The following is a 26758-nucleotide window of genomic DNA, read 5'->3' on the forward strand; positions in this document are numbered from 1 at the left end:
TCGGGCGGGCTTTGGTGCAGAAAAGGCGACCCCGGCGGGGCCGCCTTTTCTGCAATGATCTACAGGGTTATCCATTCCTTCGGCGCAAAGTTGCTCTCCATGGTCCAGGCCAGGGCCTGGCATCCCTCGACGCGGAAAACCGACATCAGGCTGTAGCCACTCGCCTCGATCCATGGCTTCAGGAATTCCCGGCCCGGCGAGTTGACAATCTCCTCTTTCAGCGCCTGGTCGTCCACCAGTTTAGCCTTCCCTCGTACCCTTACCTGAATGTTTGCCTGCCAGTCATGAAAGCAGAGCTCCACGGCGGAATTGACCGTCATCTGCCGGTGGACATCCTTCATGGCTCCTGTGTGGAAAAGGATGCCCCGGTCATCGGCGCGATAAACAAGCATGCCCCGCACCCGTGGTTCCCCCTCTTCGATGGTTGCCAGATGGAATACCGGATTCCTGTTGATCAGCTCAATGAGTTCTTCTCTTTTCATCAGCTCCTCCTCGACTCTTTTTCCGCGAAGGTAACAGATTTGCAACAACGGGGCTTCCGGATTCATGCTTTTCGCTTCGGTTATCCTGCTTTTACGGTGTCATGACATCCGAGGGGGGGCAACCGAAGCGTTTGCGAAAAGTGTCGGTGAAGTGGGAATGACTGGCGAAACCACAACGAAGCGCGACGGAGGTGACGCAGGTTTCGCCGGAGACTAGGAGACGGCGGGCTTTTGCCAGGCGCAGGTCGATCAGGTAATTCATCGGTGAAAGACCGGTCTCCTTGCGGAAGACGCGGCTGAAATGGGAGGATGACATGGCCGCCACGGTAGCCATCTCGTCCACCGTTACCTTTTCACCATAGCGATGGTGGAGATATTCGACAACGCGATTGATTTCAATCCGGTTCGAAATATGGGGCGCCGATGAATTGATACCATGGGCGGCCCGGAGGATGGAGTGGGTGATGCGGATTGAGACTGCTGCCAGCACAGCTTCCCCGCCGGGGAGTCCCGCTTCGTGTTCGGTCATGAACTCCTTAAGTAGATTGATCAGTTCCGGACCCGGAAGAAATCGACGGAAATCGTAGGCTTTTCCGGCAAGATCGTACTGCCTCGCCTCCCGGTCGTGAAGGGTATGGGAGACGAGGATGGCGATGTAGCGCGACTGCTCTTGTCCGGGAACTTCATGATGCAGTGATCCAGGATCGATGGCTACTACTTCGCCGGGGGCGGGGGTGATGTTTTTCCCCTTGGCCTGAAAATTACCCTTGTCGTCGAAAGTGAGGACGAAGGAGTATGCCGGGTGACTGTGGTCTCGGGTAATGGCGTAGAGACAGGGACCAACTGCCGGAATGAAGAGCCCTATGCCATCGCCGACGAAGCAGTCAACATATTTGAGCTGTTCTTCCGACACCTCGCCGACAAGGGCGCGTATTTTTTCCAGTTTACTGGTTTCCATAGTTTCTCCGGACGGGCATTATATACGATAGCGGAGGGGGATATGTCACTATCTTTATTGAGGTGTTTTTCGTCGCTTTTGGCCGCTCACAACCTGTCGATTCAGTAAAAATGAACGTTTTCCCATGGAGTTAGGCCTTTTCAAAGGTGAAAAAATTATGGTATCGTCAGTCGCTTGAAACCAGGAGGTAAACGTGAAAACATTGCAGGCCGGATACATCTCTATGGGTCGCCAGGGGAAGGCAACGGCGAGATTTTCTTTGCTCGTGCTGCTGATAATGCTTGCCGTGCTCTACGGTTGCAGCAAGCTGACCACGGAAAATTACGAGAAAATCAAGATGGGCATGGACTACGGCGAGGTAGCCGGTATTCTCGGCAAGTCGGACAGTTGCTCCGAGGCGCTTTTTGCCTGCATCTGGGGCAACGAGCAGAAGAACATCACGGTGAATTTCGTTGGCGACAAGGCGATTCTCTTCACCAGCAAAAATATCAGGTAGTCGGGGATAGGCTTAAAAATCCGGATTAAGATGAGCCGATTGAGATTAAGACAATTCATGTGCTATGGCTTTGCGGCAGTGCTGCTGGTCAGTGGCGGCTGGTATGCCCATGGCTGGTACCACCCCCATGACCACAGTGCATCCCGCCGGGTCAGGATTGCCGGCTTTCGCTTTATCAGTCCTCTCCTCGATGTGGAACTTCCAGAAGGGATGAGTATGCGGCTGGAGCCGATTCCCTTCAAGAACAAGGTGCTGGATTTCGTCCGCCAGCAGACCCAGACCGGTAGGGTCAGCGGCATGTCGGTTTATTTCCGGGACCTTTTCGACGGACCCTGGTTCGCATCAATGAAGATGCCAAATTCAATGCCGCCAGCATGATGAAGGTGCCGGTCATGATTGCATGGCTGAAGCGTGCCGAGAAAGATCCGCGGATACTGGATCGGCAGTTTTATTATGACGGCAAGGAAGACCTGACGGCAATGCAGGATATCAAACCAAGACGTGCCATCGCTGCAGGCAGGAAGTACACGGTTGAGGAGTTGCTGCACTACATGGTCAATTACTCCGACAACAATGCCACCTCCTTGCTCTACAACGCATTGCCTCCCCAGGAGTTGAACGCAGTGCTGGATGGCATGGATGTGGACAACGACACAAGTGCGGGAAATAATGACATTACCGTCCACGGCTATTCGGGCTTTTTCCGCATTCTCTTCAATGCGGGCTATCTGAACCGGGAGATGTCGGAAAAGGCTCTGCAACTCCTTACCCTTGCCGACTTCCCCCAGGGGATTGCAGCGGGGGTGCCGAAAGGCACCCCGGTAGCGGCAAAATTCGGCGAATTCAATCAGGGCGAGGAACGGCAGTTGCATGAATTCGGCATTGTCTATCATCCCAAAGGTCCCTACATCCTTGGAATTATGACACGTGGCCGTGATGCGAAGATTCAGGCGGAGGTAATAAGGGATCTTTCCGCCCTTATCTTCACTGAGATTTCCAATGGTTCGCCAGTAAAAGGCCCAGGGGGGATGCAATAAATTCCACGGCATTCAGTTCCCCCCTTGCCACCGCACCCTGTTGAAGGAGTTCGTATGTCATCGGAGCAAGAATCTTTCGAAAGCCTGCCGGAAGTGGGTGGCCGCTGGCCCGGCTCCTGCTTTGTCTGTTCGGCAGATCATCCCCATGGGCTGCATCTGCGCTTCCGCCACACGGCAGAAGGGGTCATTTCTAGCTGTGTCGTACCGGAGCACTACTGCGGCTTCGATGGGATGGTCCATGGTGGCATCATCACGACACTTCTGGACGAGGCATCGGCCTGGGCTCTGATGGCCCGCCACGGCAAACTGGGCGTGACACGGGAGATGACGGTCCGCTTCCTGAAACCGGTCATGACAGGGCAGGAGCTTACAGTTGAAGCCTGCATCGTCGAATTCGACAGCAAAACGGCTGCCGTAAAGGGTACGGTAAAAAACAGCGAAGGTGAGATCCTTGCTGAAAGTTCCTGTTCCTGGGCTTTTCCGCGGTTATCGCGCATTGCGGGGCTGGCTGGGGTGGAAGAGCAGCGACTGCAGGCTTTTCTCGACGATTGTCGGCTGCCGGGCGATGGTGGTAAATGAAAAATCTGAAGGATTGTTTTGCGTAATGTCATGGGAGGTCCCAATGACGGGCCTCGGAAAGAGAGGGGATAGAAGAATGATGAATCAGAAGCAGACAGCGTATTTGAAGGAATGGCAGGGATATGAAGGATTAGCCGAGCAGATGCTGCCCATAATCGGCAGACTTTACCGTGACCATAACGTGGTGACCACCGTCTATGGCCGTTCGCTGGTCAACACTTCCACTATCGATATTCTCAAGGCCCATCGTTTTGCCAGGCTTATTCTGGACGGAGAGCTGACGGTGGTGGATACTTTTCCCATCCTGGAGGAGGTAGGCAAGCTGGACCTTGCTCCGGCGCGCATCGACATCGGCAGACTGGCCATTCGTTACCAGGCACAGGCGGGGCAGTTGCCAGTGGACGAATTTCTCCGCCGCGAGCTTGCCCCGGTAAACACCGGCCGGGTGCCTCTGCTGGATGAGCCGCGGGACATCGTCCTTTACGGTTTCGGACGTATCGGCCGTCTTTTGGCCCGGATACTCATCGAAAAGGCGGGAAGCGGTGAAAAATTGCGCATCAGGCGGCGGTGGTCCGCAAGGGGAGCGCCGGAGACCTGGCAAAACGGGCCAGCCTCCTGCGTCGTGACTCTGTCCACGGCCAGTTCCACGGCATCATCACCATCGACGAAGAGGAAAACGCCATCATCGCCAACGGAACATGATCCGCATCATCTATGCCGATGCCCCTGAAAATGTGGATTATACCCGGTACGGCATTCACAATGCCATTCTCATCGATAACACCGGTAAGTGGCGGGATCGGGAAGGGCTGGGGCGGCACCTGCAGGCGAAAGGGATTGCCAAGGTCATTCTCACCGCTCCGGGCAAGGGGGACATTCCCAACGTGGTGGCCGGGGTCAACAACGAACTGATTACTGCCGAAGAGCCCCTCTTTTCGGCCGCCAGTTGCACCACCAATGCCATCGTGCCGGTGTTGAAGGCCGTGAACGACCGCTTCGGCATCGTCAGCGGCCATGTGGAAACCTGCCACTCCTATACCAATGACCAAAACCTCATCGACAATTACCACAAGGCTTCCCGTCGCGGCCGGAGCGCTCCTCTCAACATGGTCATTACCGAGACCGGTGCCGCCAAAGCGGTGGCCAAGGCCCTGCCCGAGCTGACCGGCAAGCTGACCGGCAATGCCATCCGGGTGCCGACCCCCAACGTCTCCCTGGCCATACTCAATCTTGAACTTAAGGAAGGGGCTACAGTGGAGGCACTGAACGATTATCTGCGCGACATCTCGCTGGAATCGCCACTGCAGAACCAGATCGACTTCACCAACTCGCCGGAGGTTGTATCCAGCGATTTCGTCGGTTCCCGCCATGCCGGGGTCGTGGATTCCCTGGCGACCATTGTCCAGGGTAACCGTTGTGTCCTCTATGTCTGGTACGACAACGAGTTTGGCTATAGCTGCCAGGTGGTGCGCATGGTGCAGAAGATGGCTGGTCTTGAATTGCCGGCAATGCCAAGCTGAAGGGTCTGCAGATCCACATCATATGAAAGCAAAGGCGACCGCAGGGTCGCCTTTACTGTTTCAATGCTTCCCCGGCCCGGCACCTTGTGAACGACCCTGGCCAGGGTGCAACACAAAGATCTGGCAGGATACTGTCGATGAAAGTAATATACGAATTTACAGTAAATTTTGAGGAGAGCACACAATGAATGAGTTGCTGATTCCCCGCACCCCATCCGCCCATAGTTACCAGCTGCTGATCAGGAACATGCTCTACACGCCAATGGTCAACAATCCGGACCAGGAGATCGTCTACCGTCATCACTATCGCGGCACTTACCGGGATCTTCGCGAACGTGTCTGCAGGCTCGCTTCGGTGTTGACCAGTCTTGGGGTAAAACCGGGGGACACGGTGGCGGTGATGGACTGGGACAGCCACCGCTACCTGGAGATGTTCTTCGCCGTGCCCATGATCGGCGCGGTGCTGCACACCATCAATGTCCGGCTTTCGCCGGAGCAGATCCTCTATACCATCGACCATGCCGAGGATGATGTCCTTTTCGTCAACAGCGAATTTCTGCCCATCCTGGAGCAGATCCGTGGCCGAATCGACCTGGTGCGGACCTACGTGCTCATTGCCGATGAGCCGTGCGACGCCCATACTGTCAAGTTTGCCGGAGAGTACGAGCAACTGCTGGCCCAGGCGGCCCCCCATTTCGATTTCCCCGATCTGGATGAAAATACCCGCGCCACCACCTTCTACACCACCGGCACCACCGGTTTGCCGAAGGGAGTCTATTTCAGCCACAGGCAGCTGGTGATGCATACCATGGGACTACTGGCCATGCTGGGATCGGTGGTCGGCCATGGCGGTTTTCGCCGTGACGATGTCTACATGCCCATGACCCCCATGTTCCACGTGCACGCCTGGGGAATCCCTTACGTGGCGACCATGCTCGGCGTCAAACAGGTCTATCCCGGCCGCTATTCGCCGGACCTTCTGCTGGAGCTGAAGGAGAAGGAGCAGGTAACCTTTTCCCACTGTGTGCCGACCATTATGCATATGCTCCTCAAGCACCCCCATGCCGACCAGATGGACCTTTCCGGGTGGAAGCTGATCATCGGCGGCGCGGCCATGTCCCGGACCCTCTGCCTGGATGCGCTATCCCGCGGCATCGACGTCTTTACCGGTTACGGCATGTCCGAGACCTGCCCGATCCTGACCATATCGCAGCTGACTCCGGAGATGCTCGATCTGTCACCGGATGAGCAGGCGGCGATTCGCTGCCGCACAGGCCTGTCTCTCCCCCTGGTCGAACTTAAAGTGGCTGACGGCAACATGCAGGAACAGCCATGGGACGGCAAGAGCAGCGGCGAGATCGTCGTCCGCGCCCCCTGGCTGAGCCAGGGCTACCTGAAAGACCACAAGGCGTCCGAGCGATTGTGGGACGGCGGGTACCTGCACACGGGCGATGTGGCGGTGCGGGACGAGAAGGGATATGTGAGGATCACCGATCGTACCAAGGATGTGATAAAGGTGGCAGGGGAATGGATTTCGTCCCTTGAACTTGAGGATATCGTTGCCCATCATCATGCTGTGGCCGAGGTGGCGGTGATCGGTCAGCCCGACGAAAAGTGGGGTGAGCGCCCCCTGGTCCTGGTGGTGGCAAAGCCTGGGGAACAGGCCAACGAGAAGGAAATTGCCCATCACCTTCGGCAGTACGCCGACAAGGGGGTAGTGAGCAAACATGTGGTGCTGGCCAGGGTGCGGCTGGTGGAGGCGATAGACAAGACCAGTGTCGGCAAGATCAACAAGGTTGCCTTGCGGGAGAAATACCTGTAGCAGTTGCCTGCTTTCCGGCAAAAGCAGCAGGATATGAAGCAGCCGGTTGATTGAAGATGTTTCTCTGATGGGCGGTCAAGATGACCGCCCTTTTATTTTTCTTTATCCCGCAGGGTCTGCCGTTCCTCTTCGGACAGGCTTTCCACATATTCAATGAGGCCGCGCAGGGTATTGCCCAGGAAGTAGCGTTCACGGACGGTTATGTCCTGGGGCAGGCGGCTGACGTTGCGGTAATTCTCGTCCTTCTGCAATAGCCAATCGACAATCGCTTCCTCCCGTTTAGCTCCTTCCAAAGAAATGTTTGACGCAACGCCCCTGACCCAGAGCAGCAGCTGGTTGCGGGCAACATGCAGATGCTTCAGCGCATCATCCACCAAGCCGTAGTGGGCGAAGACCATTGTGCGCGGAGCAAGGTCGATCATCCGGTCGATGGAGTCCAGTGCCACCTGGAGAATGAAGCGGGGTGGGGTTGCCGGGCGCATGTAGAGGCCTTCGGCAAGCTCGCAATGGACACCGGCCACTTCCCCGGCGAAAAGGAGGTCATCGAGCAGATAGCTGCAGTGGTGCTGGGCATGGCCGGGGGTAAGGAAGGCGTGGATGCCGGTTTTTCCGATAGTTTCTTCGTAGCCGATTCTTCCTTCTGGCACTGGGACGATTTCTCCATAGGCCTCGGCCAATAGAGGGCCAAGCACCTTTCGCGTGCCTTGCCACAGTTTTTCCGGCGCCGTCATGTGCCGGACTCCCTCGGGATGGCATACCACCGTCGCCTGGGGGAATTCCTTGAGCAGCGCCCCGGTTCCACCGGCGTGATCGATGTGGATGTGGGTAAGAAGCACATAATCAAGGCGTTCGACCCCTCTGCGGCGCAGCTCGCTGCAAAGATGGGGGATGGTGGAAAGGGGGCCGGGATCGACGAGGATGGTGAAGGTTTCACCCAGGTAAAGCCAGGAACTGATGAATTTGCGGAATCCTTCCAGGCTGGGTTGATCAAGATCAATGCAGAAGAGGTTGTTACGATTCAATGGGAACTCCTTTCACTGAAGACCATCGGAGGGGCAATAAATTTACCGGCGGGTGATTTTCGCCGAATAGAAGATACTTGTCAATGGATGATCCGCATCTGGTCTCTCTGCCCCATTGTTGCATTCCCCGGCTTTCCTGCAAGAATTTAAGGGGAGCATCAATTCACAGGCAGGAGGTTGAGATGGAATTCAAGCTGACGTGTCCCGCTTTTCACCATGGCTCACAGATTCCGTCCAGGTATACCTGCGATGGAGACGACATCAATCCTTACCTGGTCATTCAGGGCGCGCCGGCGGCGGCAAAGTCGCTGGCCTTGATCATGGATGATCCGGATGCACCGGGCGGAACCTGGGTTCACTGGTTGTTATGGGATATCTCTCCGGAAATAAAGGAGATAAAGGAGCATACCGCTCCCTTTGGTGCAAAGGAGGGTGTCAATAGCTGGGACAGGAGCGGCTATGGTGGACCCTGTCCTCCCTCCGGCACCCACCGCTATTTCTTCACACTGTTTGCTCTCGACATCAGGCCGAAGATTGCCGGGTCAGCGGCGAGGGAAGAGCTGGAAAGGGCAATGGAGGGGCATATCCTTGCGACAACGGAGCTGATGGGAACCTATGCCAGAACAAATCAGGCACCGATGTAAAAGCCTCTTGAATAAAAAGGAGGGGCAGGTGTGATCACTGCCCCTCCTCTACTGAAATGCCGTGCCAGCTCTGCATGGATTTCCTGCTATTTGACGATGTCCAACAGCTCGACTTCGAAGACCAGCGTGGCATTGGGGGGAATGGCGCCGGAACCTGCCTTGCCGTAGGCTATTTCAGGCGGGCAGATGAGCTTTGCCTTGCCTCCGGTCTTCATCATCTGCAGCCCTTCGGTCCAGCAAGGGATTACCTGGTTCAAGGGAAACTCGGCGGCCTGTCCCCGTTTGTAGGAGCTGTCGAACTCCTGACCGTTGACAAGGGTGCCACGGTAATTAACCTTTACCTTGTCCGTTGTTTTCGGACTGGTTCCGCTGCCATCCTTGATCGGCAGGTAGATCATGCCGGAGGCAGCCTTAACCGCACCCTTTTCCTTTGCCGTCTTTTCCACGTATTCTTTCGCCTCGGCGGCAAGCTTTTCTCCCTGGGCATTGCGCCGGGCAGTGGCAAGTTCCTGTATCTTTGCCGTATAACCGGCTTCATCCACAAGGGGCTTCTTGCCGGTTACCGCATCGGTCAATCCCTGCTTGATCAGTTCCAACTCGGAGGGGGTCAGGTTGAAGACGGACAGCTGACGGGCGATGACCGTGCCGATGGCATAAAGGGTCTTCTGTTCTTCCGTCTTCGGCTCTTCAGCGGCGAAGACAGGGGCGGCGATGAGGGTGATCAGAATAGCGATGATGACTCTTTGCATAAGTTCCTCTCTTTGAATTAATGTGAACAGGCTAAATAATATCAGCATTTTTTTAGGAATCAATCCCGCAAATTGTTTTACCTTGAAAGGGAGCTAAAATAGATGGATAAAAGTATAAAGGAGACCACCATGGGAGAAACAGCACGCATTACGGTTTCGGATGCCCACCGCAGGGTGGAGGAAGGAAAGGCCCTCTTTGTCTGCGCCTATGAAAGCGAAGATGTTTGCAAAGGCATGATGCTCGCGGGGGGAATGTCCCTTGCCCAGTTCAGGGAACGCGCTCCATCACTGGACAAAGGGCAGGAAATCATTTTCTACTGTGCCTGACCCACCGAGCACACCTCCGCCGGTCGGGCGGAAGAATACCGGAAGCAGGGATTCGTCAATGTCTCAGCTCTGCTGGGCGGAGTCGAGGCATGGAAAAAGGCAGGTTTCGGGGTGCAGAACCAACGATAAATTGCATCTACAATGTCTTGGATATGCGGCCTATGGCCGCTTTTTTTTGGTTCATCGGGAATTCTGTGGAAATAAAAGGCAGTCGCGACATCGTCCGTTCGCTCTGTCGCCACGACTGCTTTCCCCGGGAAATGTCAGAAGAATCTTTTTTTGGGTTATGGTGACGATTTCTTTCAATTAGTTCTTGGGCAAGACCGAAAAGTCAGAAATGAGATGTAGTTTCCATGGGTGCAGGAGAATCAAAATTGGCTTTTTCAAAATGGTGTTCCATAAGGACAAAGCTTCTTGGCATCATGTTGCTGTCCGGATTGCCGCTGGTGTTGGCGGTCGGTTTGCTTCTGTATGGCAATTACAAGGGAGCTTACCGTGAATCTGAGCATGCCGCTATCGTAACTGCACAAGCCATTGCCTACCGCCATAACGCCCAGGTCGAGGGGCTGCGCCACCTTTTAAGTGCACTGGCCCAGCATCCTGATATCAAAGCAAGGAATAGGGGCGCATGCGCTCGGATTCTCCAGGAAACAATGAGCCAGGGTTCTTCCAGCTCCAATATCGGCATTGCCGACACCAAGGGCTACCTGATTGCCTCGGGAACCCGCTCGCTGGCGCACGGCTTCAACATCGGGGACCGGAAGTATTTCCGGGATGCTCTTCGAAACAGGCGCTTCAGCGTTGGAGAGCTTGCCATCAGCAGGACCTTGGGAAAGGCTTCGTTGCATTTTGCCTTGCCGGTCCTTGATGCATCCGGAGAGCCGCAGGCCGTAATTTTTGCCATCCTGGACTTGAACCAGTTTGAAACTTTCTTCAACCAGCAGGGATTTCCGGCCGATTGCAACCTTACCATTTCCGATCACAGAGATGATCATCTACACCTACCCTGGCGTAAGAGGGTTGAAAGTCGGCAGTCACGACAGGCTGGAGATTACCGGACTGTTGCGTGGTGGCGGGGATGAAGGGACCTTTGTCAAGGTAGGGCTGGACGGGGTGAAGAAGCTGTTCGCCTTCAAAAAAATCCGGCTGGAACAAGATGGGGAACCCTACATGTACATCCGGATTACCATCCCCCATGAAGTGGCCATGGCTGACGCAAACCGGTTTATCCTTACTTCTGTGGCAGTGCTTTTCCTTGCCACACTGTTAACCATAGCTCTAAGCAGTCTGCTGGCAGGCCGGTATCTGACAACGCCCCTGGAGCAGCTGTCGTCGGCAGCCCGGGAGGTGGCTCATGGCAATCTCTCCGTCAGGACTGCTCTTCCCTCCCACGACGAGTTGGGCATTCTCTCCCGTTCCTTTGATGCCATGACAGAAGCTCTGAGCGCCAGACTGCATGAAAAAGATGCGGCTGAAGCACAGCTCAAGCTAAGCGAGGCGAAATTCAGGGCGATCTTCGATCACCTCAGCGATGCAATTTTTATCCATGAAATCGGCAATGGCCGGATCATCGATGTGAACTACGCCATGTGCGATATGTATGGATATACTGCGGCAGAGGCCATTAACCTGACTATTCAGGAGATAAGCAGGGTGAGCCCCCCTATTCGGTAACAGAGGCGATGCAGTTCATGCAGCTTGCCGGGGATGGCGAGCCACAGCTCTTCGAATGGCATGCCAGGCACCATGATGGCTCCTTTTTCTGGGTGGAAGTGAGCATGCGCCGGGCGGCGGTCGGTGAAACGGATGCCATCGTTGTTCTGGCCCGCGACATTTCTGAACGCAAAGCTGCAGAAGCTGAAAAGAAAACTCTGCTGGAGCAGCTCAACCAGTCCCAGAAGATGGAGTCCGTCGGCCGGCTGGCTGGCGGTATTGCCCATGACTTCAACAACCTGTTGACCCCCATCATCGGCTTTGCCGAGCTGGCGGCACAAGAAATTCCCGAAAATGGCGCTACCAAGCAAAGATCGACCGGATCGTCCAAGCCGCTTTGCGGGCCAAGGATCTGGTCCACCAGCTTTTGAGCTTCAGCCGGAAGCAAATTCTCGACATGAAGGTCATCGATCTCAATGTGGTCATATCCTCGTTTTATCAGATACTGCGCAGGACCATCAGCGAACGCATCGAGATCCGGCTGCAACTTTTTCCCGGACTTGGCGGAATACGTGCCGACAGGACCAATGTGGAGCAAATTCTCATGAATCTGCTGGTTAACGCCCAGGATGCCATAGACGGTGCAGGTACGGTCACCATCGAGACGGGGGAAGTCGTACTTGATGATGAATATGCGCGGTTCCATGCCGAAGCCGTGCCGGGACGTTATGCCCTGCTTGCCGTGACCGATACCGGCAACGGCATAGCCAAAGGGGATCTGCCCCATATATTCGAGCCGTTTTTTACCACGAAAATGACCGGCAAAGGCTCTGGCTTGGGGCTGGCGACGGTATACGGCATAGTGAAGCAGCATCACGGCAATATCTGGGCCTATTCCGAGGAAGGGCAGGGGACGGTCTTCAAGATGTATTTTCCCATGGCAGAGGCTATGCCCTATCTGGCTGATGAAAAACCGATAGAACAGGCTGACAGGGAGGGAGGCCAGGGAGTTATCCTGCTGGTGGAGGATAACGAACTGGTGCGGACCATGCTAAAGGAACTTCTGCTTGGCATCGGCTACGACGTTCTGGATGCTGAGCATCCGCGCCAGGCGATCCTGTTGGCCGAGGGTCGGCAGATCGACCTGCTGCTCACCGATGTCATCATGCCTGACATGGACGGACCGGAGCTGCATAAAAGGCTTCTTGCCGTGTATCCCGGCTTGAGAGTAATCTTCATGTCCGGCTATACCGACAATGTGGTTGTGCAACTGGTGGAAGAGGCGCAAATGGCCAATTTTATTCAGAAGCCGTTCACTGTCCATGATATCGTCGAGCGGGTTGCGGCCATGATGGCCGCGGCGCAACGCCCAGTCAACTGAAGAGGCGATTTTCCTGTTCCTGAACGCGGATGAAAGTGGTGCGCTTGGTCAGTTCCCGCAGCGCTTCTGCTCCCACATAGGTACAGGCAGAGCGCACTCCACCGAGAATGTCCTTCACCGTTTCCGCTATGGGACCGCGATAGGGGACCTCGACCGTTTTGCCTTCCGAAGCGCGATATGCAGCCACTCCGCCGGCATGCCTGGCCATGGCTGTCTTTGAACTCATTCCGTAGAACAATTTGTACTGCTGCCCACCTCGCTCTACCAGCTGGCCGCCGCTTTCGTCGTGACCGGCAAACATGCCGCCAAGCATGGTAAAATCTGCACCGCCCCCGAAGGCTTTGGCGACATCGCCGGGGCAGGTGCAGCCGCCATCGGAAATGATCCTGCCCCCGAGACCATGGGCGGCATCGGCGCATTCGATGACTGCCGATAGCTGAGGGTAACCGACACCTGCTTTAGTTCTGGTAGTGCATGCCGAACCGGGACCGATTCCCACCTTGACCACATCGGCGCCGGAGAGAAGCAATTCCTCGACCATTTCGCCGGTTACCACATTGCCGGCGACAATGGTTTTATCCGGGTAGGCGTTTCTGACGCGGCTGAGAAAGGCGACAAAGCTTTCGGAGTAGCCGTTGGCCACGTCGATGCAAATGAACTCCAACTGGGGATGATTGCCGGCAATCTTGGCCAGCTTGCCGAAGTCGTCATCGGAGGTGCCGGTGCAGACCATGATCCTGGAATAGATGCGGCTGTCACGGTCCTTGAGGAAGTTTTGCCAGTCGGCTGGGGTATAATGCTTGTGGATGGCGGTGAGCATGTCATGTTCTGCCAGCACCCCGGCCACTTCAAAGGTGCCGATGGTGTCCATGTTGGCAGCGATGATCGGTACGCCGGTCCACTGCCTTTTACTGTGGAGAAAGGAGAAGGTCCTTTCCATTTTCACCTGGGCACGGCTCTTCAGATTCGACCGCTTCGGTCTGATCAGCACATCCTTGAAGCCCAGTTTAAGATCCATCTCAACCCGCATCCTGCACCCCCCTTTGATTGCTGGAACCTTCTGCAGAGATTATACAGTACCCATTTTACCTCAAGGTGGTGCATAATCACGTGGATTTCTACCGTGGAGGAATTGCCCATGGAGCAATACCGGGAAAATGATCTTGTGGATGCCTGCCGCTTGCTGTTCGGTGCCCATACGGGTGTGAACAGGGATTTTCTGAAGTACATGCAGCCCGATGGCCTGCGCCGGGCCTATCGCAGCCGGGCACGTGAATACCATCCCGATGTGGCGCCTGCCACTGCCGACCAGGCAAGGCGTAACGAGCTGTTTCGCCGTTCTGTCGAAGCCTATGAGCTTCTGACTGTCTACCTGCAGCAGCGCCGGGTAACCGTGGCGCCGCCGCGCCCAAAGTCGCAAAGGTTCTCCCGGCCGAATCCATGCCAGAACCGGACTGCCAATGAAAGGTACTACAGCGGCCTTTTCCCCTCGGTGGAGCTGAAGATAGGCCTCTTCCTCTATTACCGGGGGCATATTTCATACCAGGCGCTGGTCCGCTCGCTTCTGTGGCAGCGTGAGCAGCGGCCTCCTCTGGGGGAATTGGCCTGCAAGTGGGGCTGGTTGAAGGAAGAAGCAATTCCGGTGATACTCAAAGCAACATTTATTCCCGGCTTTTTCGGCGAGCGGGCGGTAAAGATGGGATTTCTCAAGGAACAGCAGCTCCGGGTCCTGCTCTTTCATCAGCGTTCGCTGCATCAGCCCATAGGCCGTTACTTCGTCACCAACGGGCTGATTACTGAAGACCTGCTTCGCCGGTCATTGCGGGAATGCGCCATACACAATGGGAAGGTGTGTGAAGGCCGCAGTTAGTTCCGAGGCTCGGCCGGCTTCATTCCTGTAAAACATTGGTTTGAAATAAGCCAAGTCTCTCTTTACCCTCCCACATCCTTGTGCTAGGATGCCCTGACCGTCGAATGCACGGTTCAGGAGGGGGAATGCCCGATCAGCAAACACGCCGCCAGCGGTGGATAATCTTCGCCGTGCTGGCACTCATGTACATCCTCGTATATTTTTATCGCGTATCACTGGCGGTCGTCGCGGGAGACATCTCCAGGGAACTCAGCCTCACACCGCAGCAGCTCGGCTCACTTTCCGGCATCCTTTTCTATGTCTATGCAGTGGCCCAGATTCCGCTGGGGCCCATGATCGACCGGTTGGGCAGCCGTCTTGTCATCAGCGGCTGCGGTGTCCTCACTGCCATCGGCGGCATCCTCTTCTCCCAGGCAGAGACTCTCTCTACGGCCATGGCGGCGCGGGTTCTGATCGGCATCGGCACCGCCTCGGTGCTCATGGCCACCTTCACTATTTTCAGCCACTGGTTCAGCAAGCAGGAGTTCGGGCGCGTTTCCGGTTTCATGGTTGCCGTGGGCAACTTGGGGAACCTTTCGGCGACGGCCCCCCTGGCGTTGGCGGTGGCGGCTTTCGGCTGGCGCAACTCTTTCCTTATTATCGGCATCGGGCAGACACTGGTTACGATGCTGGTCTACACGATGGCCAAAGATCGGCCTGCCAAGGCTGTTTCCGCCGAACCTGCCAGTACGGCAACCCAGTCGCTGGGCTTGGTGGCTGCCTGGAGACGGATCTTTTCCAGCCGCGATTTCTGGCTCCTGGGGATCATTTCGTTTTTCTGGTATGGCAATTATCTGGCGCTGCAGGGTTTGTGGGGGGGGGCCTTACCTGATGGAGGTGATGGGGCTTTCCCGTGCCGCTACCGGTAAGATGTTGATGTTCACCTCGTTGGGCTTCATCAGCGGCAGCATGGTCACGGATACCATCGCCCGCAAATTCTTTCATTCCTATAAAAAGACGCTGCTGGTCGGGCAGATGGTCCTGCTGGTGCTCATGTGCGCATTTTTCGGCATAGCCGAACAGCTGCCGCTGCCGGTCCTGGCGGTACTTTTCTATGCCATCGGCTTGGCAGTATCGAGCGGCGTGATGATCTATCCCATCGTCCGCTCCATGTTTCCGGTCACCATCGTCGGCACGGCGCTTACCTCCCTCAATTTTTTCGTTCTCATGGGGGCAGCAATGACCCAGCACGTCATGGGGCTGGTCGTCGGGGGGCTGAAACAGGGGGCAGGGGGAATACCGCAGGCATTCCATGGGGCCTTCGTATTTCCGGTGGCTGGGCTGGCCGTTGCCATTTTTCTCTTTTTCTTTGCCAGGGATTATTCAGAGGTATGAGGCGAGTTCTTTTCAGCGGAGAGGTTCGAACAGGTATTCAAGGACATTGACCTTGATCTCGTAGATGGTGCGCAGCTGTTCGCCCAGTTTCCCCTCGGGAAAACCCTGCCCGGCAAACCAGACCACATACGGCTCCGGAAGATCGATTAGCCGCACTCCCTGGTATTTGCCGAAGGGCATCCGGGCCCTGGCCAGTTCCAGCAGGGCATGGTGGTTCAAAGCAGGTGACTCTGTCACTGAAGTTCCTCCAGCGCCGCCACGAAAGCCCCGATCGTTTTCGTCTTCCTCAACCGTTTGACCGGTTTTTCCAGGTGGGGATCATTGATGAAATGGAGTACTTCCTTTATCTTGGCAAGAACCTGCACGTCCCCACAGAATAGCTCTCCATAGCGTGCCAGCAGTTCCAGCAGATAGCTTTGCAGCATCGCCGACCGGTCATGCTGATCGGGCTCACTGGGGGCCGGCTGCCGCAACCTCTGAAAAATGAAGGGGTCGGCTATGGCTCCCCTGCCGAGCATGAGGCCGGCGGCGCCTGTCTCCTCAAGGAGCTGTAGCCCTGCCGAGGCCGTGCGGATGTCGCCGTTGGCTATGACCGGTATCTCCGTTTCCCTGACGACGCGGGCGGTAATGGCATGATTGGCCAATCCCTGGTATTGCTGCAGTACTGTCCGTGGATGGAGGACGAGAAAATCAACCTCCGCCGCCTCAAGGAGGGGGAGCAGGCGAAGGATTTGCTCCGGGTCCTCGTACCCTGCCCGCATTTTCAATGAAAAAGTACCCTTGATCACCCGGCGCAGGGAGGGGATGATCTCGGATAATATTTCAGGGTGACGGAGCAGACCACCGCCGGTGGGGCCCGAGGTCATGCGGCCATAGGGACAGCCCATGTTCAGGTTGATGTGAATCGCTCCGGTTGCCTGGGCAGCCTCGGCAGCGGATACGAGGGCATCCCTGCCATGACCGATCAGCTGCACCACCAGCGGCACGTCCTTTTCTGCAGCTGCCATTTCCTTGAGATCGCCGGCAGAAATGCGACGAACGGGGGCAGCGGCATTGACCCTGATGAATTCGGTAAAGACGGTATCAGGACTTACCCAGTCGATGAACAGAGAGCGCATGGCGCGGTTGGTCACTCCCTGCATGGGAGCGAGCATCAGCGCCTCTTCCCCGGTTGCCAGGGAATAGGCCGGTTGCTTCTGATTCCGTTACAGGATCTCGACAAGCTCGAACTCATAGGTTATGTCTTCACCTGCCAGAGGGTGATTGGCGTCCAGCAGCACCGCACTGTCCGTTACCTCGACTACCGTAACTTCCAGCACCTCATCGTCGTCGCCTGTGAATTCCAGTTCCTGGCCCACTTCCGGGGTAATGTCGGCAGGGATCTGGTCGCGGCCGATGCTGAAGACCTTTTCTTCATCATACTCGCCAAATGCGTCTGCTGCGGCAATGGTGAGCTTTTTCCGTTCCCCTGGCGACATGCCGATCAGCGCTGTCTCTATCTGGGGGAAAAACTCCTCCTCACCGATTACAAGCTCCATGGGACCTGTTTCACAGCCGCAGCCGTCGTCATCACAGCCGCAGCCGTCGTCATCACAGCCGCAGTCGTCGCCATCGCAGCCGCAGTCGTGTGCATGATCGTGATCTTCATAGGTGGTGTCGATGACGGTACCATCCTCCAGGGTGCCAGTGAAATTGATCTTCACCTTGTCTCCATTTTTTGCCAATGCCATACCTGTCCTTCCTCATCAATTAATTTTTCTAGCCTCTCAAGCCTAAACTCTAAGGGTTGCGTCTCCATAAATCCAGCAAAATCTTAACGGCCAAGAGATTAACCAATGTAAAAAAACTTAATATTCCCGTTGCCGTGCCGATATTTCAAAGGAGGGCTGCAACCTCGGGCCTGTTTGGAGCTGACCATTTTGAAGGCCTGTTTTTGGGCAAGGGGCGATGATGCCGGAGCCACAACGGTATGAGATGATAGAGGTCGCCCTGAAGATCAGGATCACCTGGCCCGACAAGGGGACGGTCATCGGCATCACCAGATATGTCAGTGATGACGAGACACTCCTTGTTGCCGATTTTGACGAGGTGCCTGCACCCGGGACGGAAATGCTGCTGCAGTTGGACTGCACCGTTCTTGAACGGGAGGCCCCAATAGTTAAGGCAACGGTGCTGCGGGCAGACGGGCAGGAAATAATTTTTCGTCTGCCCGTTGAGAAGGCCGGCTGATCAAGCAGCCTGCCGGCGTAGGGAAGGAAAGGTATGGCATTCATCAGTCTTAAAACGAAGATGTCAGTTGCCGTTTCCCTGCTGGTGATTGCTTTGGTGGGTGCGCTGGCCCTCTCCCTGTTCTCCTATTTTGAGAATCAGACAAAAAAGTCCATTGCCCAGCACCAGTCCGTTCTCATATCTGGGATTGCCGATGACATTGACGACAAGATCCTGCGTTCCCTAAATGCACTCATCTCGGTGGCAAAGACCATCTCCCCCGACATCATCAATGATCCGGAAAAGGCGCAGATATTCCTGGACAAACGGCCGGGCACCCATTCCATCTTCGATAACGGGCTTTTCCTTTTCTCCGCCGATGGCAAGATCATCGCCGAGAGCCCATATTGCCCGGGACGAAGGGGGCGGGACATCTCCTTTCGCGACTACTATAAAAAAACAGTGGCCACCCAGAGGCCGCAAATTTCCGATCCATATCTTTCCACCCATAATCCTGGAAAACCGGCCATTATTCTCACTGTCCCCGTTTTTGACTCCAACGGCCGTTTGCAAGCCATTTTTGCCGGCAGCCTCGATCTGACCAAGCAGAACTTTCTCGGCAAACTTTCACAAATCCGGTTGGGCAGAACGGGCTATCTTTTTCTCTTTACCACCGACGGCACTTTTGTCATGCATCCTGACCCGGGGAGAATCCTAAGGCCAGGGACTCTGATCGGGAGCAGCTTTTTCCACATGGCCGCCAACGGTTTCGAAGGGACCAATGAAAGGGAAAATTCCAGGGGCATCCGCGTTCTAACCACCTACAGGCGTTTGCATGCCACCAACTGGATCCTCGGCGCAAACTACCCTCTCAAGGAAGCATATGCTCCTGTGGAGCAGGCAAAGTTTTACGTCGCCCTGGCCTCTTTTTTCGGCATAGTTCTTTCCATTCTGGTTGTCTGGCTTGGCATGAGGTACCTGACCATGCCGCTGCTGAACATGGCCCGACATATCAGGAGCATGCCAGGTAAAACATCCCCGGTGGAGGTAAGTTCGGAGGACGAGATAGGCGAACTGGGGCTGGCGTTCAACGATCTGCTGGACCGTGTGGGAAAAGAGCAGGAAGCGTTGCGCGAAGCCGTGCTGACTGCAAAAAATGAACGGGCTAAATCGGAGGCGATCGTTGCCGCTCTGGGCGATGGCATGAGCATGGTCGATACAGACTTCAAGGTCCTGTACCAGAATAAGGTGCACCAGACTTTGGCTGGTGGGGAATTCATCGGCAGTTACTGTTATCAGGCATTCGAAGGATGGATGCTCCCTGCAGCGGTTGCCCGGTAGCGATGTCCTTCGCCGACGGTTTGGTGCATACGGCGGAACGGGTCGTTGAGCGGGACGGAGAAAAGCTGTACCTGGAAATAACAGCTTCCCCCCTCTTTGATTATGATGGCCGGATAAATGCCGGTATCGAGGTGGTGCGGAATATTTCCAAGAGGAAGCAGATGGAATCAGCTATTGAACAGATGGCTTTTCACGATGCACTTACCGGCCTTCCCAACAGGCGGCTGTTCAATGAGCGGCTGGCCCAGGCAATTGCATATGCCCAGCGCAATGATCAGTTCCTGGCCGTCATGTTTCTCGACCTTGACCACTTCAAGGACATCAATGACAGCTTGGCCATACCATCGGCGATGAACTGTTGAAGGAGGTAGCTACGCGGCTGAAGCGCTGTGCAGAAGCTGAAGACACTATCGCCCGCCAGGGGGGTGATGAGTTTCTGCTGTTCCTTTCTGAAATAAAGGACAAAGAAGATGCCGTGCACCTTGCCGCTCTTCTCTTGCAGGAGATGACCTCTCCTTTTATCCTGTCCGGCTATGAACTCTTTGTCAGCGTCAGCATCGGCATCAGCATTTATCCCAATGATGGAAAGGACGTGGAGACCCTGGCAAGTAACGCCGATATTGCCATGTACCGGGCAAAACAACAGGGGCGAAACAGCTTTAACCTGTATAACCATTCAATGGGAGAAAAAAACCGGCAGCGGCTGACAGTGGAGACAAACCTGCGGCGGGCCATCGACAAAAACCAACTGGTGCTCCATTATCAGCCCCAGGTGTCGGTAAATTCGGGAAGAATAATCGGCATGGAGGCACTGGTGCGCTGGAACCATCCCGAGCAGGGGTTGCTGCTGCCCACCTCCTTCATCCCCCAGGCGGAAGAAACCGTTGATCCTCGATCTCGGAGAATGGGTGCTGGAGACCGCCGCTGCCCAGAACAAAGCCTGGCAGGATGCCGGTTATCCACCGGTGAAGATTTCTGTCAATTATTCACAGAGACAGTTGCGCCAGCAAGATTTTGTGGAGAAGCTGCTGAAGTCACTGAAACAGGCAGGACTGGAAGCACGCTGGCTTGAACTGGAAATACGGGAAGCGGTGATGGCCGAAGGCAGTATGGATAACATGCAGGCGCTGGCGGCCCTGCGTGATGTGGGGGTGCGGATCGCCATCGACAATTTTGGCACCGGATATTCATGTCTGAAACAACTGGGGGATTTCCCCCTGGATGCATTGAAGATCGATCTGTCTTTTGTCTCCCGGATCTCGGCGAGTGAGGTGAATAAGGCTATTGCCGGGTCTGTCGCTGGCCTTGCGAAGGGCTTGCACCTGTCCGTCATTGCCCAGGGGGTGGAAACCAAAGAACAGATGCAGCTGCTTTGTTCTCTCGGCTATGGGGAAATGCAGGGCAACTACTTCAGCAACCCATTGCCGGCCGAAGAAGCAGGGTTGCTGCTTTCAGGGGAAAAGGGCTGGAGTGGTCCGCTCTGGCAGCTCAGCCAGAAGTAGCATGGGAGCTTGTATTCATCCCTTTTTCAGGTACACTTCGGAAAATTACAGGCAACTGGAGGATGCACTATGCTTCTGGAGAGAAAAAATGTGGTGACTTTCAAGGAAAAACCGGTAACGTTGCTGGGCCCCGAACTGAAGGTCGGTGATCCGGCTCCGGACTTTACCGTCGTTGACAATGCACTGGCGCCGATCACTCTTGCCAGCTACCAGGGGAAGGTAAAGGTCATAAGTGCGGTACCGTCTCTCGATACACCGGTATGCGATATGGAAACCCGCCGCTTCAACCAGGAGCAGCTACACTGCCGGACAATGTGGTAGTGCTGACAGTGAGCCTTGATCTGCCCTTTGCTCAGAAACGCTGGTGCGGGGCGGCCAATATCGACCGGGTCATCACCCTGTCCGACTACCAGGAGCGCTCCTTTGGCCAGGCTTATGGTGTGCTGGTAAAGGAGCTGAAACTGCTCTGCCGTTCCATCTTCATCATCGACGACAAAAACCTCATCCGCTATATCCAGTTTGTTCCCGAGATTACACATGAACCGGATTATGCTGCGGTCATCGGTGCGGTGAAAAACCTGGTCTAGGAGTCTGTCTGACTTAGGGGATCGTAGCGAGAGGATAGCAGGTCGAGGACAGATTTACGGAAATTTGAAGACGAATAGTGGACCTATTGGTCGAAAATTTCGGGAATATGGACCGTTCTGCTATTCTCGCAGCAGATTCATTCCTAAGTCCGACAGACTCCTAGCTTCACCCATTGCGGTGAAAAAAGCCCCCTCCGTACAGGAAGGGGCTTTTTTGGGGCACAATGATCCCGTTGGCCGTAAATTCTCTTAGTAAACCAGCCTTATGGAACGATTATCATGGTTCGGTATCGTCGTCGGCGTAATGGTCGATGTAAATTTTCTTGTCCACGCGGTCGAGGCCATGGGCAATAAGACGTAATCCCATCATTATCAGGATCAGTCCGGTAAAGACGCTTGTCGCATGGCGAAATACAAGCAGCGTGGTGCCGATGCTGATATAGAAAATCCCGAGGCGCTGGCACTTATGCTGCTTTTCCTCGCCCGTCCGCGACACGGCGAAGGCGTAAAACTGGTAAAACATAATTACAAAGACCATCATTGCCAGGTATTCAATAAATGTAGTCATGGCCGTTCCTCCTGCACAAATAATAATATAAGCATGTAGCAGCTATTGTGCAATGCCTGTCATGGAAAGCACTAAAATACCCATGGCGGGTGCATTTGCTCCTGCCCCTGATTTTGATGCACGACTGTCTAAAAATTGTTATAGTGCCATGGAACCTTTATCTGAAGGAGAGACGGATGGATGTAACGTTAAACGAAGTAGAGGTGCGGGTTCTCGGTTCACTCATCGAAAAGGAGCTGACTACTCCGGAATATTACCCATTGAGCCTTAATGCGCTGACCAATGCCTGCAATCAAAAATCCAACCGGGATCCGGTGCTGAACCTGGATGAAGGAGAGGTGGTCAGGGCTCTGGATAGTCTCAAGTTCAAGCAGTTGGCTTTGTTATCCGGCGAAGGGGGAAGAGTCCCCAAGTATCGCCATGCACTGGTGGAAAAACTGCGCCTGGATCCACCGGAACTGGCGGTTTTGGCTGAACTGCTGCTGCGAGGCCCGCAGACAGTGGGAGAACTGCGAACCAGGGGGGAGCGGATGCATCCTTTTCCCGATCTTCCGGCTATTGAAGAGGTTCTGGAAGAGCTGATGGCCAGGACTCCGGCCTTGGTGATGCGACTGCCCCGCCAACCGGGAAGAAAGGATCCCCGCTATGCACAGCTCTTTGCCGGTGAGCCGCAAGCTGCGGCAGAGCAGTCGCCGCCACCGGAAGCGGCACGGCTCAGGGTGGTTGCGGAAAACGAGCGTATTGGCCACCTTGAAGAGGAGGTCGTCCACCTGCGTGGGGAGGTGGCAGAGCTGCGACGTCTGGTGGAAGAATTCAAATCCCAGTTTGAGTAAAAAAATGGACAGATGCAGGTGTAAAAACAGAGAAATCACCCTCTTTGAAACCATTGAGTGCGTTCTTTCGAACCTTGAGCATGAGGTTTTCCCGGCCGACCGGCGTGTTCCTGCCGCTGTGGCGTTGATCCTGCGTCATGGCCCGGCCGGCCCCGAAATGCTGTTCATCGAACGGGCAAAGCACAAGGGAGATCCTTGGTCGGGTGATCTGGGCTTTCCGGGTGGCAAGGTGGAAATGAGTGATGTGGATGCCTGCAGTGCCGCAAAGCGTGAGGCGTTGGAGGAGATCGGCATCGATCTGGCTGCCGCCCGTTACCTGGGTTGTCTTGCCGAGATCACCGGCGCCACCTTGCCGGTCAGGGTGACTTGCTTTGTCTTTGCCCTCGATGAAGCTCCTGAACTGACCTTGAATGGCGAGGTTCAGGATGTTTTCTGGGTCTCCCTTGCCGATCTCAAAGACCTGAATCGTCACACCCTCACTCCGGTCCGCGTAAAGGGAGAGATGGTTCATTATCCTGCCGTCATCATGCCGTTTTCCGGTAAGCCACCCTTGTGGGGACTTACCTACCGTCTGGTGAAACGTTTTTTCGAACTGCTGCCGGAGGGTATACTTTAGACTCGAATATTGACGGTCAGGCCTCCAGTTAAAGTGACGGTCACTGGGGACGATAAGAAGCAGTATATGCCTGAAGCTGGCCGGGGGGGCTGAATGGAACGCAGCAGGATTCTCCTTGTGGATGATACGCCGGAAAACCTGGAGCTGTTGGCCGAGATACTCGGTGAATCCTATGCCACCATTTCCGCCGGCAACGGTGAAGCTGCACTCGTAGCGGCAAGTACCCAGCCGCTGCCCGATCTCATCCTTCTCGATATTAACATGCCGGACATGGACGGGTACGAAGTGTGCCGGAGATTGAAGGAAGACCCGCTGCTGCGGGAAATCCCCGTCATCTTTCTCAGTGGCCTCGATGCCACCCAGGATAAGGTGAAAGCGTTCAAGGCCGGTGGCGTCGATTACATCACCAAGCCATTCCAGTTCGATGAGATGCAGGCCCGGGTCACTACCCATGTGCGCCTCAGGCAGTTCCAGTCAGAACTGGAGCAGAAGAGGCGGGAGCTGCAGGATGCCTATGACCGGCTGGACCGTGAATTCAGATGTGTCGGCGAGGTGCAGAAGAGCCTTTTGCCTGACCGGTTACCGGATGTCCCCGCTTCGATCTTGCCAGTTATTACTGTCCTGCCAGACGCGCCGGCGGTGACTATTTTGACGTCCTGCCCGTCAACGGCAAGCGATGGGGGATTTTTGTCGCGGACGTGACCGGCCATGGCCCCCCTGCCGCCATCGTTACCGCCATGACCCATGTCATGCTTCATCTGGCTCCGTGCAAGGACCACCCCGACCAGCTTCTCTCCTTTCTCAACCGGACCCTCTATGGCAGGACCCAGGAAGACCAGTTCGTAACTGCCTTCTACGGCATTCTCGATCCGGACAGCGGTGAATTCATCTTTTCCTCTGCCGGGCACCCCCCACCCCTTCTTTGTAAAAAAACCGAAAATAGCAGAGCGGTCTGTTTTGACGCAGGTTTGCCCCTGGGTATCAACCCGTTGGAAGAATACACCACAACCCGGCAGATTTTGGCAACTGGCGATATTTTTCTCCTTTATACAGACGGGATAACTGAAGCGGCCAGAAACGACGGGAGATGTTCGGCCTGGAGCGGCTGATGACTGTGTCGGGGGTGCAGCGGAATCTGAGCGCCGGCCAGTTCTGCGAAAGGTTGTGCCAGAATGTGGACCTGTTCAGGGGAGGGGCTGAACAGGGGGACGATGTAACGGTACTCGTTCTGAAGGCAAAATAACTGCTATTCCATTCCTCCCGAAGCCTGAGACGATCATGACGGTCGTCTTTTTTTGTGCAATCTTGACGTCGGTCCGTGAATAATTTATTGTCGTGCAACAAACGACTGGAAAGCGAGACGTCCGATGACCAAATTCGTTGCTGTCTGTGTTGCATGGATTTTGATTGCCACAGCCGGGGTCTGCCCGGCAGACGAAACATTGCCGGAAACGGCCGGATGTCCACCACTGTCGCTGGCGCCCCTTGCCCTGCCACCAGGAGTTGAAACAAACCCTTATTCCTACCGCATATCCACCTATGGGGGGCAGCAGCCGATAAAGATTTTCTTTACCTCGGGTGCCTTTCCGCCAGGACTTGTCATGTCCCCGACAGGTGAAATAACGGGCGTGCCCAAGATTTCGGGGACTTTCGAATTTGACCTGGTTGCTGAAGACAGCTGCCCGACCGGAGCACAAAGGGTGTCCCGTTCGCTGAAGCTGGTCATCGTCTCAGGAAAGGACCAGCAAGCGCAAGCATCGGTCATCAGGCACCAGCGGCTGAAGCTGAAGGTGACGGCGATCCCGGCTGCGACCACCCTGGCTGGCGTAAAGCGACCGAGCAGGTGGTGACTTACGAAATAGCGGCACAGCCCCCTGAAACGGCAACACTCTATTCTCCAGGAGGGACCTTCTCCGTTGCCGGATCCGTTGTGGAGTCGGTTCCCGCGCCATTGGCCATAGCCATCATCAACGGGAGTGCAAAAGTTTCCGAGAAGGTGACGGTTTCGGCGAGGGTTCTGGAAAGGGCCCGGCGCGAGAAGTCAAAGATCATCTACAGCCGTCCATTCAGTGGCAGGCAGACCACTGAACTGGCGGTGGTGGGTTTTACCCTTGAATGATTAAAGGAGATTTAGCGTGAAACCTGGTAAAGAAGAGCTGGCCCTGGCAATAGACGTGGCGGAATGGGGCTGGTTGCGGGTGCACCTGGAAAGAGACGGGCTGATCCTGATTTCCTCCGACATGGACCTGGCGGAAGCGGGATGGAGGATAGCCATCGACGATACCCCTGTTATCAGCGGCTGGATCGAATCGGGCAAGGTCGGCAAACCCTCGGTGGCGCAGATTGCCAAGTGGGATGAGGACAAGGGGAAGCAGTTCCAGATGCTGATTGTCAGCCCATATATCCTCATTCAGGATAAGGCTCTGAATATACAATGATGGAGGGCAAGACGATGGCTGACGAAACACCCGTATCCTGTTCAAAATGCAGCGCTGTCTGGCAGAAGTGCGGTGTCACCAACTGCTGGAGCGGCGATCCTGAGACCGCTCCGCCAAAGCCTGGCAACTGCCCGTCAGAAGCATATACAGACATCATTCACTCATCTTTCAACGAATATAAGGGGGACAGCGAAGACGCCAGGCTGGCCAGGGTGGCGGCCAGGGTGGAGGGGCTATGCTACCAGAAGGTAGAGGGAAGTGATGCGGTAAATGCCCGCTGGACCAGGGTCGAGGATACCATCGCCTTCGCCCGGCTCATGGGCTGGAAAAAGATCGGCATTGCACCTGCATCGGACTTCTTGACGAAACGGAGCGGCTGGTGGCCATCCTCAAGGCCCAGGGGCTGGAGCCCCAGAGCGTCTGCTGCAAGGCGGGGAGTATCGATAAGAAGGAGCTGGGTCTTGCTGAATCGGACAAGGTACGTCCGGGTACCTTCGAGCCTGCCTGCAACCCCATTGCCCAAGCGGAAATCTGCAATCGCCTTGGCTGCGAGATGAACATTGTCGTTGGCCTTTGCATCGGCCACGACATGCTCTTCAGCAAATACTCAAAGGCACCGGTCACGACCCTGGTGGTCAAGGACCGGGTTACTGGCCACAATCCGGCTGCAGCTCTCTATGGCCAGAATTTTTACTACAAGAGACTGCAGAAACAGCCGGTATTGCCGGACGAGAAATAGACAATAGGAGTC

General features: G+C 55.4%; 32 protein-coding genes and 5 pseudogenes. 28 read left to right on the forward strand and 9 right to left on the reverse strand.

Annotation, left to right across the window (positions count from 1 at the left end; translation table 11 throughout):
- Window positions 1–59: 59 nt before the first annotated feature.
- A complete protein-coding gene (locus JCM15764_RS07735) occupies window positions 60–482 on the reverse strand; it encodes a pyridoxamine 5'-phosphate oxidase family protein (protein ID WP_054694371.1) in 423 nt (140 codons plus the stop codon).
- 91 nt (window positions 483–573) lie between these two features.
- The gene (locus JCM15764_RS07740; RefSeq protein ID WP_054694251.1) at window positions 574–1440 is read right to left on the reverse strand and encodes an AraC family transcriptional regulator; all 867 of its coding nucleotides are present in this window, start codon (window positions 1438–1440) and stop codon (window positions 574–576) included.
- Window positions 1441–1633: 193 nt separating this feature from the next.
- Here JCM15764_RS07740 and JCM15764_RS07745 point away from each other — a divergent pair, with 193 nt between their 5' ends.
- The 6 genes and pseudogenes from JCM15764_RS07745 to JCM15764_RS07770 all read left to right on the forward strand — a co-directional run bounded on the left by JCM15764_RS07745 (window position 1634) and on the right by JCM15764_RS07770 (window position 6894).
- Window positions 1634–1936, forward strand: coding sequence for a DUF3862 domain-containing protein (locus JCM15764_RS07745; RefSeq protein WP_243688567.1), 303 nt, complete (start codon window positions 1634–1636; stop codon window positions 1934–1936).
- A gap of 57 nt (window positions 1937–1993) precedes the next feature.
- Window positions 1994–2314: a BTB/POZ domain-containing protein gene (locus JCM15764_RS07750; RefSeq protein WP_054694254.1), complete on the forward strand. Its 321-nt coding sequence runs from the start codon at window positions 1994–1996 to the stop codon at window positions 2312–2314.
- Window positions 2315–2328: 14 nt separating this feature from the next.
- Window positions 2329–2973, forward strand: coding sequence for a serine hydrolase (locus tag JCM15764_RS07755; protein ID WP_243688579.1), 645 nt, complete (start codon window positions 2329–2331; stop codon window positions 2971–2973).
- Window positions 2974–3027: 54 nt separating this feature from the next.
- Complete coding sequence (locus JCM15764_RS07760; protein ID WP_054694260.1) at window positions 3028–3552, forward strand: PaaI family thioesterase; 525 nt, start codon at window positions 3028–3030, stop codon at window positions 3550–3552.
- Between the two features lie 76 nt (window positions 3553–3628).
- A pseudogene (locus JCM15764_RS07765) lies at window positions 3629–5072 on the forward strand (glyceraldehyde-3-phosphate dehydrogenase).
- Between the two features lie 184 nt (window positions 5073–5256).
- Window positions 5257–6894, forward strand: coding sequence for a fatty acid--CoA ligase (locus tag JCM15764_RS07770; RefSeq protein ID WP_054694263.1), 1638 nt, complete (start codon window positions 5257–5259; stop codon window positions 6892–6894).
- A gap of 92 nt (window positions 6895–6986) precedes the next feature.
- Here the strand turns inward: JCM15764_RS07770 and JCM15764_RS07775 are convergent, their stop codons facing one another.
- A complete protein-coding gene (locus tag JCM15764_RS07775) occupies window positions 6987–7916 on the reverse strand; it encodes an MBL fold metallo-hydrolase (protein WP_054694267.1) in 930 nt (309 codons plus the stop codon).
- 182 nt (window positions 7917–8098) lie between these two features.
- Here JCM15764_RS07775 and JCM15764_RS07780 point away from each other — a divergent pair, with 182 nt between their 5' ends.
- On the forward strand, window positions 8099–8560 hold the full coding sequence (locus tag JCM15764_RS07780; RefSeq protein ID WP_054694270.1) for a YbhB/YbcL family Raf kinase inhibitor-like protein: 462 nt from the start codon (window positions 8099–8101) through the stop codon (window positions 8558–8560).
- A gap of 86 nt (window positions 8561–8646) precedes the next feature.
- Here the strand turns inward: JCM15764_RS07780 and JCM15764_RS07785 are convergent, their stop codons facing one another.
- Entirely contained in the window at window positions 8647–9309 is a 663-nt protein-coding gene (locus tag JCM15764_RS07785) for an FKBP-type peptidyl-prolyl cis-trans isomerase (protein ID WP_054694273.1), read from the reverse strand.
- A 102-nt stretch (window positions 9310–9411) separates the two neighbouring features.
- Between JCM15764_RS07785 and JCM15764_RS07790 the strand changes: the two genes are divergently transcribed.
- From JCM15764_RS07790 to JCM15764_RS07815, 5 genes are all read left to right on the forward strand, one after another.
- The gene (locus JCM15764_RS07790) at window positions 9412–9636 is read left to right on the forward strand and encodes a hypothetical protein (protein ID WP_054694275.1); all 225 of its coding nucleotides are present in this window, start codon (window positions 9412–9414) and stop codon (window positions 9634–9636) included.
- A 374-nt stretch (window positions 9637–10010) separates the two neighbouring features.
- Window positions 10011–10718 (forward strand): PDC sensor domain-containing protein, encoded by a 708-nt coding sequence (locus JCM15764_RS07800; protein ID WP_054694283.1) that lies wholly within the window; start codon window positions 10011–10013, stop codon window positions 10716–10718.
- Window positions 10657–11310: a HAMP domain-containing protein gene (locus JCM15764_RS26305; protein ID WP_279384325.1), complete on the forward strand. Its 654-nt coding sequence runs from the start codon at window positions 10657–10659 to the stop codon at window positions 11308–11310. The genes JCM15764_RS07800 and JCM15764_RS26305 overlap by 62 nt, the downstream gene beginning before the upstream one ends.
- A 17-nt stretch (window positions 11311–11327) precedes the next feature.
- Window positions 11328–11720 carry a PAS domain S-box protein gene (locus JCM15764_RS26310; protein WP_279384326.1) on the forward strand — a complete coding sequence of 131 codons (393 nt, stop codon included), beginning with the start codon at window positions 11328–11330 and terminating at the stop codon, window positions 11718–11720.
- A gap of 26 nt (window positions 11721–11746) precedes the next feature.
- Entirely contained in the window at window positions 11747–12670 is a 924-nt protein-coding gene (locus JCM15764_RS07815; RefSeq protein ID WP_243688568.1) for an ATP-binding protein, read from the forward strand.
- Here JCM15764_RS07815 and JCM15764_RS07820 read toward each other — a convergent pair.
- Window positions 12663–13700: a GMP reductase gene (locus JCM15764_RS07820; protein WP_054694297.1), complete on the reverse strand. Its 1038-nt coding sequence runs from the start codon at window positions 13698–13700 to the stop codon at window positions 12663–12665. The genes JCM15764_RS07815 and JCM15764_RS07820 overlap by 8 nt on opposite strands.
- A 108-nt stretch (window positions 13701–13808) precedes the next feature.
- Between JCM15764_RS07820 and JCM15764_RS07825 the strand changes: the two genes are divergently transcribed.
- Together JCM15764_RS07825 and JCM15764_RS07830 are read left to right on the forward strand one after the other, a co-directional pair.
- Window positions 13809–14540 carry a hypothetical protein gene (locus tag JCM15764_RS07825; protein WP_054694299.1) on the forward strand — a complete coding sequence of 244 codons (732 nt, stop codon included), beginning with the start codon at window positions 13809–13811 and terminating at the stop codon, window positions 14538–14540.
- 125 nt (window positions 14541–14665) lie between these two features.
- A pseudogene (locus JCM15764_RS07830) lies at window positions 14666–15914 on the forward strand (MFS transporter).
- 12 nt (window positions 15915–15926) lie between these two features.
- Here JCM15764_RS07830 and JCM15764_RS07835 read toward each other — a convergent pair.
- From JCM15764_RS07835 to JCM15764_RS07845, 3 genes are read right to left on the reverse strand one after another with little or no spacing between them, the layout of a single operon-like run.
- Window positions 15927–16151 carry a DUF3820 family protein gene (locus JCM15764_RS07835; protein WP_054694303.1) on the reverse strand — a complete coding sequence of 75 codons (225 nt, stop codon included), beginning with the start codon at window positions 16149–16151 and terminating at the stop codon, window positions 15927–15929.
- Complete coding sequence (locus JCM15764_RS07840) at window positions 16148–17068, reverse strand: tRNA-dihydrouridine synthase family protein (RefSeq protein ID WP_054694306.1); 921 nt, start codon at window positions 17066–17068, stop codon at window positions 16148–16150. The genes JCM15764_RS07835 and JCM15764_RS07840 overlap by 4 nt, the downstream gene beginning before the upstream one ends.
- 51 nt (window positions 17069–17119) lie before the next feature.
- Window positions 17120–17644, reverse strand: a complete 525-nt coding sequence (locus tag JCM15764_RS07845; RefSeq protein ID WP_054694313.1) for an FKBP-type peptidyl-prolyl cis-trans isomerase — start codon at window positions 17642–17644, stop codon at window positions 17120–17122.
- Between the two features lie 217 nt (window positions 17645–17861).
- On the opposite strand from JCM15764_RS07845, the gene JCM15764_RS07850 reads away from it, so the two are divergent.
- From JCM15764_RS07850 to JCM15764_RS29445, 6 genes and pseudogenes are all read left to right on the forward strand, one after another.
- Window positions 17862–18143 (forward strand): hypothetical protein, encoded by a 282-nt coding sequence (locus tag JCM15764_RS07850; RefSeq protein WP_243688569.1) that lies wholly within the window; start codon window positions 17862–17864, stop codon window positions 18141–18143.
- Window positions 18144–18176: 33 nt separating this feature from the next.
- Window positions 18177–19463 carry a sensor histidine kinase gene (locus JCM15764_RS07855; RefSeq protein WP_054694319.1) on the forward strand — a complete coding sequence of 429 codons (1287 nt, stop codon included), beginning with the start codon at window positions 18177–18179 and terminating at the stop codon, window positions 19461–19463.
- Window positions 19390–20334 (forward strand): annotated as a pseudogene (locus tag JCM15764_RS26315) (diguanylate cyclase domain-containing protein); the annotation flags it as partial. The gene JCM15764_RS07855 and the pseudogene JCM15764_RS26315, both read left to right, overlap by 74 nt.
- 37 nt (window positions 20335–20371) lie before the next feature.
- Window positions 20372–20965 (forward strand): EAL domain-containing protein, encoded by a 594-nt coding sequence (locus JCM15764_RS22420; RefSeq protein WP_279384330.1) that lies wholly within the window; start codon window positions 20372–20374, stop codon window positions 20963–20965.
- A gap of 69 nt (window positions 20966–21034) precedes the next feature.
- Complete coding sequence (locus tag JCM15764_RS29440; protein ID WP_279384327.1) at window positions 21035–21286, forward strand: redoxin family protein; 252 nt, start codon at window positions 21035–21037, stop codon at window positions 21284–21286.
- The gene (locus tag JCM15764_RS29445) at window positions 21280–21552 is read left to right on the forward strand and encodes a redoxin family protein (protein ID WP_279384328.1); all 273 of its coding nucleotides are present in this window, start codon (window positions 21280–21282) and stop codon (window positions 21550–21552) included. The genes JCM15764_RS29440 and JCM15764_RS29445 overlap by 7 nt, the downstream gene beginning before the upstream one ends.
- Window positions 21553–21829: 277 nt before the next feature.
- Here the strand turns inward: JCM15764_RS29445 and JCM15764_RS07880 are convergent, their stop codons facing one another.
- Window positions 21830–22120, reverse strand: coding sequence for a hypothetical protein (locus JCM15764_RS07880; RefSeq protein WP_054694330.1), 291 nt, complete (start codon window positions 22118–22120; stop codon window positions 21830–21832).
- 176 nt (window positions 22121–22296) lie between these two features.
- Here JCM15764_RS07880 and JCM15764_RS07885 point away from each other — a divergent pair, with 176 nt between their 5' ends.
- From JCM15764_RS07885 to JCM15764_RS07920, 8 genes and pseudogenes are all read left to right on the forward strand, one after another.
- Window positions 22297–22953, forward strand: coding sequence for a YceH family protein (locus JCM15764_RS07885; protein ID WP_054694333.1), 657 nt, complete (start codon window positions 22297–22299; stop codon window positions 22951–22953).
- 4 nt (window positions 22954–22957) lie between these two features.
- Window positions 22958–23569 (forward strand): NUDIX hydrolase, encoded by a 612-nt coding sequence (locus JCM15764_RS07890; protein WP_054694336.1) that lies wholly within the window; start codon window positions 22958–22960, stop codon window positions 23567–23569.
- A gap of 93 nt (window positions 23570–23662) precedes the next feature.
- Window positions 23663–24271: a response regulator gene (locus JCM15764_RS07895; protein WP_054694340.1), complete on the forward strand. Its 609-nt coding sequence runs from the start codon at window positions 23663–23665 to the stop codon at window positions 24269–24271.
- A pseudogene (locus tag JCM15764_RS07900) lies at window positions 24268–24812 on the forward strand (PP2C family protein-serine/threonine phosphatase). The gene JCM15764_RS07895 and the pseudogene JCM15764_RS07900 overlap by 4 nt, the downstream one beginning before the upstream one ends.
- Window positions 24813–24936: 124 nt before the next feature.
- Window positions 24937–25419, forward strand: coding sequence for an Ig domain-containing protein (locus JCM15764_RS07905; RefSeq protein ID WP_054694345.1), 483 nt, complete (start codon window positions 24937–24939; stop codon window positions 25417–25419).
- Complete coding sequence (locus JCM15764_RS07910) at window positions 25416–25688, forward strand: hypothetical protein (protein ID WP_243688570.1); 273 nt, start codon at window positions 25416–25418, stop codon at window positions 25686–25688. Before JCM15764_RS07905 ends, JCM15764_RS07910 begins: the two co-directional genes overlap by 4 nt.
- 16 nt (window positions 25689–25704) lie before the next feature.
- Window positions 25705–26007: a DUF2288 domain-containing protein gene (locus JCM15764_RS07915; RefSeq protein WP_054694351.1), complete on the forward strand. Its 303-nt coding sequence runs from the start codon at window positions 25705–25707 to the stop codon at window positions 26005–26007.
- 14 nt (window positions 26008–26021) lie between these two features.
- Window positions 26022–26746 (forward strand): annotated as a pseudogene (locus JCM15764_RS07920) (DUF1847 domain-containing protein).
- Window positions 26747–26758: the final 12 nt, after the last annotated feature.

It is taken from the genome of Geotalea toluenoxydans JCM 15764, from assembly GCF_001311985.1.
Taxonomy (GTDB): domain Bacteria; phylum Desulfobacterota; class Desulfuromonadia; order Geobacterales; family Geobacteraceae; genus Geotalea; species Geotalea toluenoxydans.